The 17,851-nt window shown below is 43.2% G+C and carries 6 protein-coding genes; all 6 read left to right on the top strand.

Annotation, left to right across the window (positions count from 1 at the left end; genetic code table 11):
* Positions 1-59: 59 nt before the first annotated feature.
* The 6 genes from GKS34_RS03205 (at position 60) to GKS34_RS03180 (ending at position 17,792) form a co-directional block, all read left to right on the top strand.
* Positions 60-5,462 (top strand): hypothetical protein, encoded by a 5,403-nt coding sequence (locus GKS34_RS03205; RefSeq protein ID WP_163383356.1) that lies wholly within the window; start codon positions 60-62, stop codon positions 5,460-5,462.
* A 12-nt stretch (positions 5,463-5,474) separates the two neighbouring features.
* Positions 5,475-9,788 (top strand): hypothetical protein, encoded by a 4,314-nt coding sequence (locus tag GKS34_RS03200; RefSeq protein WP_163383355.1) that lies wholly within the window; start codon positions 5,475-5,477, stop codon positions 9,786-9,788.
* A 292-nt stretch (positions 9,789-10,080) separates the two neighbouring features.
* The gene (locus GKS34_RS03195; RefSeq protein WP_163383354.1) at positions 10,081-14,385 is read left to right on the top strand and encodes a PDC sensor domain-containing protein; all 4,305 of its coding nucleotides are present in this window, start codon (positions 10,081-10,083) and stop codon (positions 14,383-14,385) included.
* Positions 14,386-14,460: 75 nt separating this feature from the next.
* On the top strand, positions 14,461-14,955 hold the full coding sequence (locus tag GKS34_RS03190; protein ID WP_163383353.1) for a protein kinase family protein: 495 nt from the start codon (positions 14,461-14,463) through the stop codon (positions 14,953-14,955).
* Between the two features lie 216 nt (positions 14,956-15,171).
* Complete coding sequence (locus GKS34_RS03185; protein ID WP_163383352.1) at positions 15,172-16,632, top strand: efflux transporter outer membrane subunit; 1,461 nt, start codon at positions 15,172-15,174, stop codon at positions 16,630-16,632.
* Positions 16,629-17,792: an efflux RND transporter periplasmic adaptor subunit gene (locus tag GKS34_RS03180; protein WP_163383351.1), complete on the top strand. Its 1,164-nt coding sequence runs from the start codon at positions 16,629-16,631 to the stop codon at positions 17,790-17,792. Before GKS34_RS03185 ends, GKS34_RS03180 begins: the two co-directional genes overlap by 4 nt.
* The last annotated feature ends 59 nt before the right edge of the window (positions 17,793-17,851 follow it).

Below are 17,851 nucleotides of genomic sequence, written 5' to 3'. Positions count from 1 at the left end.
AAACTGGTTTTTAATCAGGGATTTACACCATTATATTTTTAGCCGCAAACCCCTTTTCTATGAAAAAGCCAACCATAAAATCCGTTTTATCCGGGCTGATGGGACCCTTAAGTCTAAGAACTAAGGAAGACAAAAAAGCCTCCCTACAACTTAATAAGCTTTTGACTCGAACTCATTTAGAGGGTAAACCCGAAGCAGTTCGTCCCAATCCCTTTTCCATAGAAAAATCGGATCTGTACTATTTGGATGACCTTCGCGAAACCGATAAAAAGGCAATTCGCAGCATCGAAAAGGCCCGGCAAAAATCAAATCCAGATACCAGCTTCAAAGTATTTCGCAGGGAGGTGCCACTTAGGGATTCCCTGGTGCCCCAATCCGTGGCTGAATGGTCGGCAGGATCGAAAGTGGATGAAACGATTGGCCCTTTTAAAGGAATTGATGGCAGGCAATTTTGGTTTGATTTTTTTCCTATTGGCAGCTTTACAGCCCTATACAAACAAGGTATAGCGATGCCGGTATTGTTGTTTCAGGCAAGCAAAGGTTCCGATAAAAAAAAGGTTGACGATAAGAAATTAACACGTCAGCAACAGCAGCAATATAACCTGAATCAGGGAGGAATCTGGATCAACGCCAGACTCTTTTCGGCCAATGCGCCAGAAGGTTCCTACACAGGATTGACCATCCAGGGAGGCACGATTAAACTTAGCCAACCAGCCAAAAACATCAAAAATAAACTTACCCTGCCGGCTAATGCCAGCATTGAGGTGGCCTTACGACCAGAGGAGCCAGCAGTGAAAGGAAAAAAGACCAAAAGTCCCTATGGTAAGGCAGCGGCATCTATGCAGCTGAATTTCCCGGAGAGTTTTGATTTTACCATTTCAAGTAATACGGCAACTATCAACCGGGTCGGCCGGGCCGGGTGGAGCCTGATGGGACAAAAAATAAACTTTAGCTGGGCCAAAAACCAACCTCTGAATTATCATGCAGCACTCCAACGAATTCAAATTCCGTTTCAGGCTTCAGGCGGCGAATTGGATATAAAGCAAAACGAGTCAGATTTTAATTTTTTAAGTAATAAGGCAGTCATTGAAACTAGCGGCTGGCTGTTACCCCTCACCCAGCTGGACCTGACCCAGCCTACGCTTCCGGAAGGATCGGGACAGCTCTATGTTCGTACCGGTCCGGGTTTGGTAAATTCCTGGGTGGGCCTTCAAGGTAGCGGCTTTCAATTATCCCAAACCCACCTATTGGCAGGTAACGGACAATTGCTTCTGGCAGATTTTAGTGTAGCCAATCCTCACGCCAGTCAGTCGCTTGAATTGTGGAAAGAAGAAGGGCAAATTATTCCTTCCCGTGTTGTTCTTACTTTTCCTCAAACCGGACCTCTTCTATACATCAGCCACGCCAGCGGAACCGAATTGTTGGTGCGTTTCTGTGATACCGATTTTCAAGTGGATCGACCAGTCAAAGTAGACGGCACCCCGCCCTTGTTACAATCCAGGCATTCTTTGCTGTTTTTATCGGCCACGGCGGCAAACCGGTTGGTTTACCTTTATGACGATAACCTGATAGCCGATACCGCAGAAATTACCGATCAGGACCCCTACCTTCCGGAACAAATGGCCCTGGCTATGAGCAATGCCCTTTTTAAAGTCACCCAACCCAATGGCTGTCTTTTATTCGGTCAACTAAATGAGGAATTCGCCAAGGTAAGTGAAGGATCATTGTTCCTGTCTTTTGGCCTTTTGGCTTACATTCCAACCTTGCCTGATCCTTATGCCGCTAATCTGGGGCTAGCTCGAAATCAATTTGGGAGAGATAGTGCAGGCGTACCAGGAGGTGCAGGAACCAGCCTACAAGGATGGTTGGTGGGAAGAACGGCCTGGTCTGCGGGAGAAGCCGGAGATGGGATTGCCGTTTCCTTTCATTTCTCGCCTTTAGATCAGCTTTTTGGCGGCATTTCACTGGATCAGGCAGCGGATGATTCTGCTCCGGTATCGGAATTTTCCGGGCCGGGAAATTTCTCAGCGATATCCGAAAATCCATTTTTCTCGGCTTTTACGCTTTCAGATGCGGAAAACCCCGGTGACAGGCTTTCTGCCTTGCGGTTTTCGCGTAAACTGGAACAGTTGGAAATCGAAAAATCAACTGAATTTTCGGGTGTGGTCACGCATGCTGCCAGTGAAGCACCACGGCCTTTGCCCGATTATGGGAGTCAATGGGAAAAGGACACTCACCGGTATAGAAGGGATGCGTTTGCCCTTTTGGATGTCAGCACCAATGCCGATCTGTTTGGTATTAGCTTTGATCTTCTAAACCGCCGGGAATTCGGTGTGGAGACCGAACGGGATCCAACCACGGGAGAAATTTCCTATAGTTTTTTTTCCCTTCGGGTTCAGGGATTGGACGTGGTCAGTGCCGGGGAAAATATACGGGCCTTCACGGTACCTCAGATCTCCTGGGAACCGGTTATTAACCTAAGCCCGCCCCTGCCACCACCCGATGGCCCCACCCCCGGAGATCCTGCTGGTGGTTTTAATTATTATCCTGATGATGGAGGACCTACACGGATCGCTAACAATAGTGATGAAAAAGTGGTGTTGGCGCCACTTCCTCTGACTGATTTTTTACTTGAAAAACGAAAAAATGAGACGGATTTCCAGGCGTTTTCCTTTTTTACACTGCCCTTCGGCATGAAGGCCGCCGCTTTGCTTACCCAAAACTATCGGTTCAACAATGTTGACAGGGAGGGAGGGAATTTAAGAGAAACTAAAATCAATTTTGACGGTGACGTGCAGTCTAGTCTCCAATTGCGCATGGACGCAGGTATCCCTCTGAGAGAGGGGGATAGCAAGATGTTTATGGGCAGTACACTACAAATTAATAATGTGTTGGATATACTTGGCAATGCTACTGGAAACAGCACCCTGGGAGGAAGTGTAACAGAGATTTTTAATCGGGAATTTTACTACGATAGCAATTACCCTTTTGAATTGTATAAGCAGCGAGGTGTACCGGTAACCCGGATGGATCTGAGTGGCTACGGTGCCAATATGTTTAGCAATTGGCTGAATACCAAAGCGGCGGTAGCCGAAACCAGCCAGGCTAAATTTGACGTGATGATGGGCCGGTGTTCCCACGAAATCATTCAGGTTAAGAGTATCCTGTATCCCTGGGCCATTAAGGTAGTGCGTACCATCACGCTTTTCAGGGTTAGTTCCGGTTATGTCTATCGTTTCGATAGTGGCTGGCGGGCAGAGAGCGACGGAAAATTTGATTTTCGGTATTACTACTATGAAAACAACCCTGCTTTTCCGGGTGGCCCTCCTGAAAACCCGGAACCGCAGCTTATAGCCGTAGAGAAAATGGCCGAATTGGATATCCATCCGGGCTTGATCAAAGGATTGTACAACGTTTCAAATATAGTGGAAACCCAGGAAGTAGCTCCTTTCAACGAAAACGTGCTTTTCGAGGAATCGGTAGATCAGGTGGGAATGGAAGTCAAAACACCCAAAAATTTTGATGTCAGTCTTCAACCCGTATATTTTGATGCGGACGTGGAAATCGAAGGGGTAGTCTCCGGGATGCAAACGAAACCTACGGCAGAAGGAGAGAAAGCATTGGTCCCCTCAAGCAGGATCCTTGGCTTTGTGCAGCTAGGCCCAAAAGGATTCCCGCTAAACAATACCGCTTTAAAGCTGCTGGTGCAACGGCAGGGAACGATTGGAGGAGCCATTGATTGCGAGGTGGAGCTGGTAGGAAGTAGCCAGAAAATGCGGTTCAGTCGCTTTGATTTTAACAATTCTTTTGGTCAAAATGGTACGGATCCGGTTTTTTGTGTAGCAGGCAGGGGAAACGTTTTGCTTCCCAAAGACGGCAGCTGGTCCATGGTCAAACACGAGCGGGCCAATGGGGATGTAAGCCCTGTACCTCCCAATTTTGGAATTCCGGTCATTCGAAACGGTAAAATCGTGAAAGATGGGAATGGGGTTAAAATCGATACCCCTGTGTCCAATGTACTTACCCGAATAGCGGAGCCCCTGGAGCTGCTGCGCCAACCTGTCAACGGGACGGTGAATTACGGCTTTTTGCAGAGCACCGATACTCAGAAAGCATTGTTGCTTACACCCTCATTTCAAAATGGTGTTAAAAAACTCCTCAGTAAAACGCCTCCTTTGTTTGTGGATGCCTTCCGCATTGTCAATACCAAGGGGATTTTCCCCAATATAGGTGCAGGTGATGACTTCTCTGCGCTAACCTTGGGAGAGGCCATTCTGATGAAGAAAAACGGCTCATTTCCTTTCAATCTGAATGCCCTTCAGGATTTGGGACAGGATGTGTATGAACTGATGGACGTTCAGGATACATTGAATAATGTCAAAGAGCAGGGGCTCCAGCTCTTACACAATCCGGAAGAATTTTTTGACCTTCCTACCGAATTTGAATTGATCGATGTAGGGGATGGTAATTTCCGGATTTACATCGAGTACGACAAAAAAGACAAAGACGGAAATGTAGAAGAACCCGGTTCTCTGGATTTTGACATCAATTCGGTAACGGAAAGCTGGAAAAGCAAGATGAACAACATCGGACTGGTGATTGATCTGGCCGGTATTGAGCGGCTAATGACCATTCGAGGTAATTGGGATTCCGAAAACGGCAAGGAAGCGACCTACCCCAAACCCGATCTGGAATTTGCCCCCGAGTTGGACCCGTTGGTAGACCTATTGGAAATCCTGCAAAGCTTGCAGGATGGAAACTACGGGGAGGCCGTTCAAAACGGTCTAAAGCTGGCCATGAGCAATAAAGCCGGTAGCTGGGAATACAAATTTGAGGCCTCTAAAGAAATACCCGTAATCCGGTTTCCTGTACCTGATGCGGTATACAACGACCCCAATACCCCATTCAAGCTGGAGGCAGGGCTAAAGATCGGAGCCTATTTCAACGCCGCCCTGAAAGTTACCAGCAATACCGATGAGTTGCTGCCCTCAGCTGGGGGTGTGCTCGGATTTTATGGTAGGCTGTCGGTGATGTGCGTATCCGTATCGGCAGCCACTATTTACGCCATTGGCCAGGCCGAGGTGGATATTGCTGCAGACACCCAGGTAGGCCCATCCCTGCGCATGAAATTCGGCTTTGGTGCCCAAATCGTGGTTGGCCTTCCTGTGGCTGGCAATGTCAGTGTACTATTCGTAGTGGGAGCCGAAATTTTCATCGCTGAAGGTGTCGTGGAAGTCTCCGCTTTTCTACTCTTTGAAGGACATGCTGAAATTCTTGGAGGGATCGTTTCGATCACCATTCGCATAGAAGCCAAAGGCACCTATTCCAAAAAGGCCATCGGAGGCGGCGAATCGCGAACCGACATGCAGTGCCAGGTTACCTTTGGTCTGGATATCAGTATCGCCTTTATCATCAATATCAGTTTCACCGAATCCTGGCAGGAGCAGCGCCGGATTGCTTAATTCATTTTTGCCATGAATCCAAACCAAAGACTTTCCATAATGACCTTTCCGCAATATTTTGACGGAAACGAATTACAGGTAAATATCGTCGTAATACCGCGGGATCATAACCCCTTGAACCCTATCATAACAGGGGAGGAACCGGCCATTCCGAATGCGGAAGCAGCTTTTGCCGATGCCAACTTTTCCTTTGCTGCACAGCTTGTGCAGGGTTTTGGTGCCAATCCACTGCCTCAGCCGCAACCCCTGACAAATGCCCTGCCTGTTGAGGTCACAGCGTCACCGCAGAATCCCAGGGAAATATTTGAGGCCATGGCCAACCACCTGCAGATTCTGGACTTCAATATGGTAAATTCCAATGCTAGTTTGACCAATATTCCAACATCCAGGCAATTTGAAGCTCCCCGGCAACGGAACGTTTCTGTTTATAAGCACTTACCTAAAACATTTTTAAAAGCGACTGGGCTAAAGGCCATCAATAGTAAAAATGCCTTTACGGATGATACCTATCATTGTGCAGTAAAAGGAGCTAAATTCCATCAGGGATTTCAGCAAACTGGCCCCTCTATTAGCTGGGGAAAGGTTTTTGCCCATATTTTAAGACAACCGTTATTGGCCAGAGCAGCCGGGTTTATTTATACCTTTTATTTGCCTATAGAAGCTGATACCTTCCCGGAGGGAGGATTTTTGTACCTGGACCTGGCAGATGGCAGTAGTTTTAGCCCTCAGTTTGCCGCTGACGATACCTTTATAAAACGCTACGCAGCGCGGATTCCCATCCTTAGACCCGGGGAGCCAAGACAGGTATTTGCCCCTTTGCTGTACCCTGTGCTGAACGTTCATGATGGTAATTACGATGAACTTTTTATCGAAACGGCTGTCTACGATGACGGTTTTGCCAAAACCGTGCATTGCCATCAGGCACCCCATCGCGATCCATTAATAGAGGAAGCAGATGGTGCTTATCCCCTTACAGATTCGGGAATACAACTGGGATGGGATGATTTGCAATTGCTGAATTGGTACATCCGCCAACTCGCCGTAGATTCCAGTGTCAACGGCCCGGTCAAAAGACTGGACGCCCCCATCGGAGTTCATGGATTTGTAATAGACGTGCGGCAGCAGGCTGAAGAAGGCGAGGAGCAAGGACCCTGGGAATCCTTGAATTGGGTAAGCAACCGAAACACGTTTTCCTTAAGCCGAAATCCCGCCAATCCGAATGATACCATAGTCTTGGGAGATTTTGCTGGTGAACTGCCGTATCAGGTATACCCCACGCAGCTAGATGGGACCGAGCAGGTACTTGGGCAGCCACAGCCTTACTGGCTGCCCATGTATTTTGCCAACTGGACAGGCCATAGCATGGTTTTGCCCGATGAAGATGCAGCCACCGTATACCAAAATACCCATCCGAACCTGGATGCCGACCCCGACGGTCAGCCGGCGACCGATAAGGACGGAAACCCGGTAACCACGGGTACCGGAGTAACAGGAGCAGCCCAAAACCAACTCAATCAAATCTATCAGGCGGGCATTTTGAATGCCCAACTTCGATATGGGCAAGGCTACGAGTTCCGGGTACGGATGCAGGATATTAGCGGGGGCGTGCCATCGATTGACCGGCAACCCATCAATGAAACCCCGTCCGATATTGGATTTTGTCGATTTAAACGATTTATTGCCCCCATTCAACCCCGGATACAGGAAATTGAGTCTAACCCCGAAGCGGCCGAGGGAGATATACACCCGGTTACCGGTGTCGACGGGCCCAATAATCTGGACGCATTGAACATTCGCAGACCCAAATTAGGCTATCCCGCAGTGGTCTATACCGGTAAATACAGCGATCCAATCAACAGATTACTTACCCAATCCAATCTGGGACTTAGTCCTGAAGCTGCTGATGCGGAACATCGGGTGGGATTAGGTATTGCGGATCCGGATGTGGATCGGGTGGAAATAATCGTCGAAATAGCCACCTTGAAGTTGGACAAATTGGACAGTGTAAATGGAAAGGACGATTATGTCCACTTGTATACTACCTACCGCTATTTTCCGGCCATTGAGAATAATGAAGACCAATACGAGGCGAGCCTAAATATACCCATCGTTTACCGGGATATTCAGGGTACCGATAAGGTGTTGCATACGGGAACCACGCAAAACCTGGCCCAGGACCTGGGGCTGGAGGATGATATAGACCAACTCGCTGAATTGGTTCTCCCTACGGCCAGGACGGCAAGATTGACTATTCGGGCGGTTTGTGAGGATAAGGAAACCGATTCGCAAACGGAGGAATATTACGGTATAGTAGATGCATCAGATCCGCATTTAGACGTGCGGTATGGAGCATCGTTTTCTGTTTTGCTGTACCAACCTTCCCTGGACGAAACCAATTTGCTGGTGCAGTCGGCAGGAGTGTCCAGCCTTCAGGGAATTTACATGCGCCCTGACGCCATCACCGTATTTGATGGAACCTGGAATAGTATCCTTTTAGGAACGTCGCAGGAAAGACAAAACAGCAACATTCAGCAATTGGCAGATCGGTTAAACCTGCAAAGCAATGGACTGACCTTGTATGCCCCAAAAGGAAAACGCGTGGTTTTTGGTTGCAGCAGCCGCATTCGGCATAGCCTGGCTCCGGATGGTTCATCCATTACGTTCGCTTCCAAAGGTGATTTGTATAATCACTGGATATGTTGTTTAAACTATGAACTGGATCGGGACTGGATGTGGGATGCCCTGGAGACGGAGGCTTTTTGGGTGAGAAGATCCAAAAAGTTTACGCACGATACCGAGGAAGGGGAAATTGACGTCATTGCTGGAAAGCTTAAAATGATACGCACGGCTTCTTTTGAATCCTTAGACGCACCGCAGCGAAACAGCAGCCAGTTAGTGTTTTTTGATGCCGTGGAGCCCAAACGGGAAGAAACGGGTGCCTTTCCGGATACCATCGACCTCAGCTACAGCCTGGAAGCCCGGTTTAAACCAGCACATGGTGCCAGCAACGATACAATGGAAACCATCGAGATGACGCTGCCCATAACCAGCCCGCCTGCTCAGGTGCCCAAAATCGTTTCGGCTGGCTATGCGCTTTCTCCTTATATTCGGGATGAAAAATATGCAAATAGCGAATCCAGAAAGCGGTTTTTATGGATCGAATTCGACCAACCGGTGGAAGACCCACAGGATTGCTATTTTGCCCGGGTTTTGGCACAGGCTCCGGACCAGTTGATCAGCAATAACCATCCCTCATTATTTTTGGCGCCTGAGGAGCCATCCTTGCCGATCGATCCGGAGCTCATTCGCATCGTCTCCCCGGCTTCTTCCAATGATTTGGCCGGCTTGAATGCCATGCAACCAATGCTCAAGAGTAAAGACAGCGATGTACACTACATACTGCCTCTACCACCTGGTCTTCACGCCAATAGCGATGAAATGTTTGGATTTTTTACCTATGAATTTAGAGTGGGCCATTTCGAGCGGAAACCCGTCAATGAAGGCGATCCGACGGAAAAGGTTTGGACCACGGCTCAAGGCAGGTTTGGTAGGCGTCTGAAAATGCAGGGTATTCAGCATCCTGCACCGGTCCTGACCTGTGTTCCAAACCGGGATAATGACAAAATATGGGTGACCGCTCCTTATGCTGTATCCGTTCACAAGGGTAAAAATGTAACCGCAAACCCGCCACGAACGGAATTATGGGCCCTGCTTTATGCACAAGTAAAACGCGTAGATAATCAGGATTACCGTAATATCCTATTGGATGACCGGCCCCTGGATTGGCGGATTCAAGTTAACCCGCCTACCCAGCAAGATACCCTTGAAAAATACACGAATCAGGATTTGCAACTTCTCAATCAGATTGCGATAAAAACGCTAAAAGGGCAGGAAGGTATAGCCGCAGCCGGTAAATTCCTTAAACTAAAAACGGCTACCAATAAGAACAAAGGTGCTACTAAGTATGGAACAACCATTTGGACCAATAAAAAAGTAAGCCAACTTCTCCAGCTGTATGGTTTACCCACGGACGCATCCCTTAGCGTAGTGGTTGTTGAAGTGTTGCCTCAAATCCGAAATGTTTTTGACCATGTATCGGGACTGGAAGATGCACTGGTGGCCGAATCAACTAGAAATTTCATGAGTACCGGACAGAGAGAAGCTTTCAATCAAAGTTACCAGCACCGGTTCGGTTCAAATACAGCCAATGCTTCAATAGCCAGAAACGATACTAGTCCGGTAAGCGATGAATTGGGACACCATCGAATCCTGCGTAGTTCTCGTTTAACAAAAGTGCCGGATATTTGTTGCACGGATTGCGAATAAGTAACCTGAAATGTACCTATTCGAAATTTAGATACCCCGGCTAAGGTATTGATTATTAGCAATTAAAATCCTACATTTAGAAGGATGTGATATAAGGTATCTTATATCATCAGATCTATTCAAGTCTAAACAAGCTAAACCTACCATTTTCTTTTCTACCAGAGAAAATGATTCCGAAACCTTCCGAACAAAGCCTACTCAATTTCTTATTATAGGTAAAAAATCCCTAAACCTTTGAAAAGGAATAGACTATTGTTAGCCGGAGGATCTCCACTTTTATAAATGATCTTCTATGATGCGAATTTCAAATAAAGCCTGGGTTTTACTTTCAACGTTGATCATTATTTCGCTGGCATTTTTTTACTACTTTTTCGTTTACGTTCCTCGCAATGAGGAGAAATTAGTGAATAACAATATGCGGATCCTTGAAAAAATCAAAGGAAACATCCACAACCTATTAGAGAATGAAAGAAAAATCATACGGAATGAAAAAGGTCAAAATATTACAAATATTATATTTGGCGCAGATAATCTGGTTTTCAAGTTAGAAACGTCAGAAAATGACGCCTCCAATCCGACAGAAACAGGCAAAGAAGGATCCCTTGATGATGCAACCTCTAATAAAGAATATCCGGTAGAATCAGTCGTTAACAAAAGTTACGCTGAAATACTTCAAAACCCCTTGATAGAAAGAAGAGATGTTTTTGATTTCGTATCTATAACTCAATTTAGGAAAGAAGAAGGAACTCTTTCCATGCTCTATATTAACGATCCAAAAGGACAAATTATCACTCTCGATTCAATTGAATCAAACTACACCTCTAACAGCCTCTTTGAAATTGACTTTGGATATAATAAATATAAAGCTTTTAATATTTCCTATTTAAATAATGAAGAGAATAATATATTCCTTACAGGATATATATCAAAAGATATTTACGAAGATAAAAAAAGAGAGGTTTCCATTTATTTAATTTCATTTATTTTAATCCTAACCGTTTTATTGATTCACGCATTGCCTTTTATCAAATTATGGGTAATGAGTCATTCAGAACGGCTATCTTTAAAAGACATTTTCTTTACAGGCGTATCGATTTCATTATTGCCAACAGTATTAATTTTGGTAATTCTATTTTTTACCTACCATTTTGGAAATATAGGTAAGCAAACTAAATCAAATCTCGAACATATACATTTTAAAATAGAAAATAACTTTAAAGAAGAACTAAAAAACGTTACAAATCTGCTATCAGAAATAAAACAAAACATCAATAAAGAAATTTCTACAATTGATAGCAGTAATTTTACCAATAAAATTAGGAAGTTATCCTTTTTTGAACATTCATCCGAAATAGATTCTGTAAGTAAGAAGATAAAGTATTATACAGCGTTCAGAAATTTTAAAAGTGAGTCATTACCACCACAAATTGATGAACAATCTAAGTATAAATATTTTAATTCTATTTTTTGGTGTGACCCTAAGGGAAAAATTAGAATATATTTAAGTAATGAGAAGAATGCAAGTCTGTTATATGACCTAAGTCACAGGAACTATGTGATGGATATACCCAACGGAAATACGTTTAATTATAATGGGCAAAATATTTCATTTGAATCCATACGTTCTGTAAGTGATGGAAACTACGAGATGGGACTGGGGATGGAGAGTGGGATAGATAGCTTACCAGTATTAGCTACCAGCTTATCTTTGGTTTCTATTATGAACCCCATTTTAGAAGAAGGATACGGCTTTTGCTTTTTCGATGAAACAGGAAATACCCTATTTCATTCCGATAAGAACAGAAATTTAAATGAAAATTTCCTGGAGGAAACTAATAACAACTTTAATTACAATATAGAAAGCAATTCTCCATCTCATGAAAAAGTAAACTACATGGGTAAAGAACACTATATGTATATGAATAAGGTAGATGGGTTAGATCATATATACCTTGCTACGTTTCTAGACAGTGAATTTATCGATACCTCTAATTCCTTAGCTATTTCTTCAACAATCGTATTTCAATTGATTTTCTTAGCTGTATTGCTTCTTTTAAGTGTTGCTTTGTTTTCTACTACAGGTAACTATACATTGATTAAACAAAAACGATTTCTATTTTTTTGGCTTAGGCCGTATACTGATGAAAACACAAAGGCTAAAGAAATGTATGGAAATCTGATTTTATTTAATTTTTTTGGAATATTATTTTTAATTCTTAACTGGGCATTATATGAAAATAGTATTGGTTTGTTAATTTTTTCGGTAATAAGTACTTGTAGTGTCTTAATTACATATAACTTTTGGAAAATAACTTCCTATTTATTCCAGGTTAGGAATTATATTTCTAATAGTCCTGATATGAGAAATAAAATTTTTAAGTTATTTATTCTAACCTCTATTATTTTTATAATTGTAGTGAAAATGAAATGGTATTCAGAATCAGTTATTTATATTTATATAGATTTATTGATACTTTTGATATTTATTTTGACAATATATAATTTTATTCCTTTTGGTAATACACGTATTTCTTTAAAGAGATTTTCTGATAATTTATTTAAAAGTAAACTTTTAGTAAATATATATTCTATATACAAGCTATATGTATTATCACTTTTAATTTTAATAACGATTTTACCACCGATTATTTTTTACTCCATTGCTTTCAAGATGGAAAGTTCCCTCGCTTTTATTAACAAAACAAAAAATATAGATTTTAATATAAAAAGTTGGAAAGATGAAAAGAGATCACAATTTGTTTCTGAAAAGGAGGGAAGGATAGTTTCAAATATTGAGAATTTAGATGTCTTTATCAATCAAATGAAAATGGACGACCTTATTTTTCTTTTCTTTAATAACCCAGAATCATCCATTTCGGAATTTGCAGATTCTAATCTAAAAGATACTACTGTTTATGAATACCCAATAAACCATATCGTTCCGTATTGGTATTCTGGTCTTAGATTTCCGTTTAATAGATATGGGGAACTTACCAATGCTTTAATAGCATCAGATAGTTCATTTATAGAATTATATAAAGAAAAGGGTTCTGATCAGTTTATTTTAAAAAATAATTTGTTTGATTTGGGTATTGAACATTATGATAGCATCCTTTATTCTTCATTTGCTAAAAACACATCATTATTTTTTCTATTTATTGTGACATTAATATTTATTTATTTTATCCTTAATTTTACGATTAATAAAATTTATGGGTTGGATTTTCGTGTTTATGCTAAAACAATGATTTTTGAAACCAAGCTGAATGAATTTATGAATCAATTGATTAGTATTTATACCGAATTAGACGAACGTCAGAAATTGCCTATACAGGAGGTAATTAATCAAGGAACTGATCAAAAAAACGTGTCCTTACCCGGTTTAAATGCCTATAACAATATTTTAATAACTGGTGTAAATGCCTCCCACATTTCTGCTGTATACCATAGTCTGAAATCCAAATTTTCTGATAGGTTTTTTAGTATGGACATGCTTCTAATTACCGATTTTTGTGAAAAGATTACCGAGCCCAGATACAAGAATCATTATTTGCTTTTTCCAGAAGTGAATTATCAAATTGATTTAAAATTACTATTTAATGTTTCCGAAGAAAAACTTTTGCCTTTGAAAGAGGCTATTTATGACAAACCAGATTTGAATTCAAATTCTAAATCACCTCAGTTAATTGTTTTAATAGAACACTTTGAGTTTTCTTATGAGAATATTGAGTTGAACAAAATTAAGTTGGGTATAATCAGAAGGCTTATTGCCAATTCAACCATCCGAGTAATCATTTGCTCTGAAATGAGTTTGATTAAAATACACGAATATTATGAAGATCAACTTAAAAGATTCAAGATAGATCTTAAAAAAGACGGCAGTGATTACCTCGAAAAACAACGAATGATCGACGATATTGCCAATGATTACCGAATGTGGTTACACCTATTTGGCAGTTTTTATAATATTACCATTCCCTTAGAGTCTACTGGAAGCTTTTTTGATGAAAGCAGGAATGAATTTCCTTTTTTGAAATCTGAATTAAAGCATGGGACCTATCTACGAAAAATTAACTTACGATTTCAAATGGATCTTGAAAATAGCGGTCAAACTAATCGTTTGACTTTTAATGAAATTAATGATGAGGATCTGATTCTGAATATTCAGGAAATTGCCTATCCCTACTATTTTTCTGTTTGGAATTCTTTGTCAAAGCAAGAGCAGTATATCGTATATGATATTGCAATGGATGGATTTGTGAATCCAAATAACGTGAATGGTATTTTAGAATTATTGCACAAGGGGATTTTGGTATATGATGACTCTCTCAGACTCATGAATGCCAGTTTTACCAATTTTGTACTGACGAAAGTGGATAATGACATTTCCTTGAAAAATGAATTGGCCTCTAAAGAAAATGGTAATTGGAGTGTTACTTCTTCCGTGTTTTTGATGGTTATTTTAGGACTAATTATATTTGTTTCATTTGGTAAAATACATATTCTGGATGATATGAATGCCTTGCTAGGATCCATTGCCGCAGTTTTCACCCTTTTACTCCGCCTAAGTGGCATTTTTTCTTTCAGTAAAGATTAATAGTTTTGAAAAACCTCTTGTTTTTGCCAAATCATTTCGGAAATTTCCTGGCGGATTAGAAAAGTAAACCAAACCATGCAATTACCCAGTTTAAACAGTTTAAAAAAGGAACTGCAACATAGAGATTCGAAGGAGCTAATCGACCTGGTATTGCACCTTAGTAAGCTCAACCGAGATAATAAAGCTTTCCTTTATTTTAAGTTGTTTGACTCCGATGATGCCTCTCTTTTCGTGGATACGGTGAAAGAAGAATTGGAAAAAGCCTTTAATTCTGCGAACAGTAAAAACTACTACTTTGCCAAAAAATCAGCACAAGGAATTCGGAGAATTCTAAACAAGAACCTGAAACTAACCAAAGATTCCAACGCAAAGATTGAATTAATCACCTTTTTCTGTCGTCAATTGGAGGAGTTTGGCTACCTGGAATACCACTATCCGGTTATTGATAATCTGTATGCCCTTCAAGTGGGTAAAGTGGAAAAACTCATTGGTAATCTACATGAGGACCTGCAGTTTGACTACCAGGAACAGTTGGAAAACCTCAAAAAGCCAATCAATCAAATCCCTTAAGTTTTCAAACTATGCGGTCAAATTCAGATTTTCTTCAAATTGTTGCCTTACTTTGCCACCTTACCTGGGATGGCTTTCTCTTTATTGGATAGACTATTGCTTTTACCTTTGTTCAAGTGAAGGGCAAAAAACTATTTGTATCACGCCATGTCGTTCCTAATAGGAGCTATGATTACCCGGTGATTTTTGCTAACTTCATTAAAAACTATAGATCTTTTGCCCTGTAACCGACGTTTTAAACTGCATTTTATCCCTGCTTTGCATCAGGAAACCCTACGAACTATTTTGTGGCTGGCCATTCTGGGAATGACCGTGGGTTGTGGGAATAGAATTACCACCCGGGATGTTCCGGTAGCATTGCCCGAGGCGTTTTCACTTCCCACAGGCGCGTCCGAATTGGAGCCAGACTGGTGGAAGTCCTTCGGGGATCCTAAGCTAAATTCACTGGTTGACAGTGCGTTATTTCACAATCTTGAATTAAAAGGTTCCTGGTATCAGGTGGCGCAGGAAGCCAGCAATGTGGCCATCATCGCATCCGAGAGGGTACCACAGGTTTTTCTACAGCTTCAGGGTGGTGCCAGCCGACCCGTTCCAGACTTCGTTGGGGGTGAAAATACCCAGTTAGCATTACGAAGCAGTTACGAAGTGGATCTCTGGGGTCGGGTAAAGCAAAGTAAACTGGCTGCAGAAAACCGGCTGCAGGCCACCTTTTTGGACTACCAGACCCTGGCCATCAGCATTGCAGGGGAAGTGGCGCTGACCTGGTTTTCTTTGCAGGCATTCCAGGAACAATTGGATTTAATCCAGGAACAAACGGAGTACAACCAACAAGTGTTGGCGTTGATCCGTGCACGATTTGCAAGTGGACAGGTGAGGGGAGTAGACATTCTTCGCCAGGAACAACTGATACAAAGTACCCGGGAACAGGCCACTGCCATTCAGATAGAACTAAAAACACTCCGAAACCGGCTGGCGGTTTTACTTGGTGCAGCGCCGGGAAGCTTATCCTTTTCCGATGAAAGTGCGCTTCCTGAATTGGGTCCCCTTCCGGACGCAGGCCTGCCCATGGAATTAATTAACCGCCGTCCGGATATCCAAAGCAGCTTCAATCGAATGGAGGCAGCCGACAGGGAAGTGGCGGTAGCCATAAGCAATACCTATCCACGGTTGACTTTTGATTTTACCGGAGCATTAAGATCCAATACCCTTACCAACCTGGTAGAATCCCAGGCCGCTTCACTAACCGGTAGCTTGCTGATGCCGCTTTTTTATGGAGGCAGGCTAAATGCCGAGAAAAGACAGGCCGAAGCTTTCCGGGAGCAACAAATACAGGTGTATGGGCAAACGGTCCTGCTTGCGCTTCAGGAAGTGGAGGACGCCATGGTACGGGAAAGCCTTCAAAAAAAGCGGATCGGTTATCTCGAAAATCAACTGGATCTCGCCGAAAGGGCGTTTCAGCAACTGCGCGTAGAGTACCTGAACGGGTCCATTGCGTATCTGGATGTATTGGTCAGCCTGGACCAGATGCAGCAATTGAAACGGGATTTGGTTAGTGCCGAATTGGACCAGCTGTTGTTTCGGGTTGCCCTATTCCGTGCCTTGGCAGGAGGCTTCGAAACTCCCATTGAAACGGGGGGAGAATTTACCTTAAATGAAAACACAATCCCGACAAAATGACGAAAACGAAAACCGTATGGATTAGCCTGGGATTATTGGCAGCCAGTATCCTTATAGCCATGATCTTTTTCTGGACAGCACCAGAGGCTGAAATGGTAGGTGCATCCAAGACCACCGCCATGTTGGTGGATGTGGTCCAGGCCGAACGGGGCGATTTCTCGCCTACGGTCGTGGCTACGGGCATTGTACAGCCAGCTACCGATATTTCCCTGAGCAACCAGGTAGGGGGAGAGGTCACCCGGATTGCATCTCAGTTTCTTCCTGGTGCTTACGTGAATAAAGGAGAGTTGCTACTTCAAATTAATCCTGCCGATTTTGAAAATACGCTGCTGTTGCGAAAAAGCGATTTGGCATTGGCAAAGTCCGATTATGAAGTGGAACTGGGCCGACAGGACGTAGCACAAAAAGACTACGAACTGATTGGGGATGAACTATCTTCAGAAAACCGTAATCTGGTACTTCGAAAGCCACAACTTGAAGCAGCTAAAGCTAATGTAGCGGCTGCAGAAGCAGCTGTTAACCAAGCTTCACTGAATCTGGAGCGGGCCAGCATTCGAGCGCCATTTGATGCGCACATTTTATCACGAAACGTCAACCTGGGTTCTCAAATCGCACCCGGTTCGGACTTGGGAAGACTGGTAGGGATCGACGAATACTGGGTAATGGCTAACGTCCCCCTTTCCAAAGTCAACTGGCTAGACATTGAGGAAAATACCGAGGGGTCGGGTGCTCCGGTTAAAATTGTCCACCCTGCTGCCTGGGAGCCGGGGCAGTTCCGGGAAGGTAGGGTTTCGCGCCTGGTGGGTGCCTTGGATAACCAAACCCGGCTTGCGAGAGTTATCATCAGTGTGGAAGATCCATTAATGCGACAAGAACCCGATCCTGATAAACCACCGCTGATCATAGGGACCTTTGTGGAAGTGCAGATAGAAGCCCGGGAATTGGAAGATGTTACCCGTCTGGAACGACAATACATCCGGCCCGGAAATACTGTTTGGGTTATGGAGGATGGTGAATTGGCTATCCGAGAGGTTAACATTTTATTCGAAGACCAGGATTTTGCCTATATTAATGAAGGATTGGAAGACAACGCTCAGGTAGTAGCCACAGACCTGGCCACGGTGGTGGACGGATCGCCGCTTCGACTGGATGAAGATTAAAATACCATCGGTATGAAATCGAGCATGACGAGAACGTCACACAGTGGGATGATTATAAA

Origin of the sequence: Cyclobacterium jeungdonense (assembly GCF_010994275.1) — a bacterium.
Lineage (GTDB): Bacteria > Bacteroidota > Bacteroidia > Cytophagales > Cyclobacteriaceae > Cyclobacterium > Cyclobacterium jeungdonense.
The sequence above is the reverse complement of the archived record's forward strand: the minus strand, read 5'-3'. Positions and strand labels throughout refer to the sequence as shown.

Bases quoted from the DNA above. Each gene is read 5' to 3' on its own strand.
- GKS34_RS03195 (WP_163383354.1), top strand. From the start codon at position 10,081: ATGATGCGAATTTCAAATAAAGCCTGGGTTTTACTTTCAACGTTGATC.
- GKS34_RS03190 (WP_163383353.1), top strand. From the start codon at position 14,461: ATGCAATTACCCAGTTTAAACAGTTTAAAAAAGGAACTGCAACATAGA.
- GKS34_RS03180 (WP_163383351.1), top strand. From the start codon at position 16,629: ATGACGAAAACGAAAACCGTATGGATTAGCCTGGGATTATTGGCAGCC.
- GKS34_RS03205 (WP_163383356.1), top strand. From the start codon at position 60: ATGAAAAAGCCAACCATAAAATCCGTTTTATCCGGGCTGATGGGACCC.
- GKS34_RS03200 (WP_163383355.1), top strand. From the start codon at position 5,475: ATGAATCCAAACCAAAGACTTTCCATAATGACCTTTCCGCAATATTTT.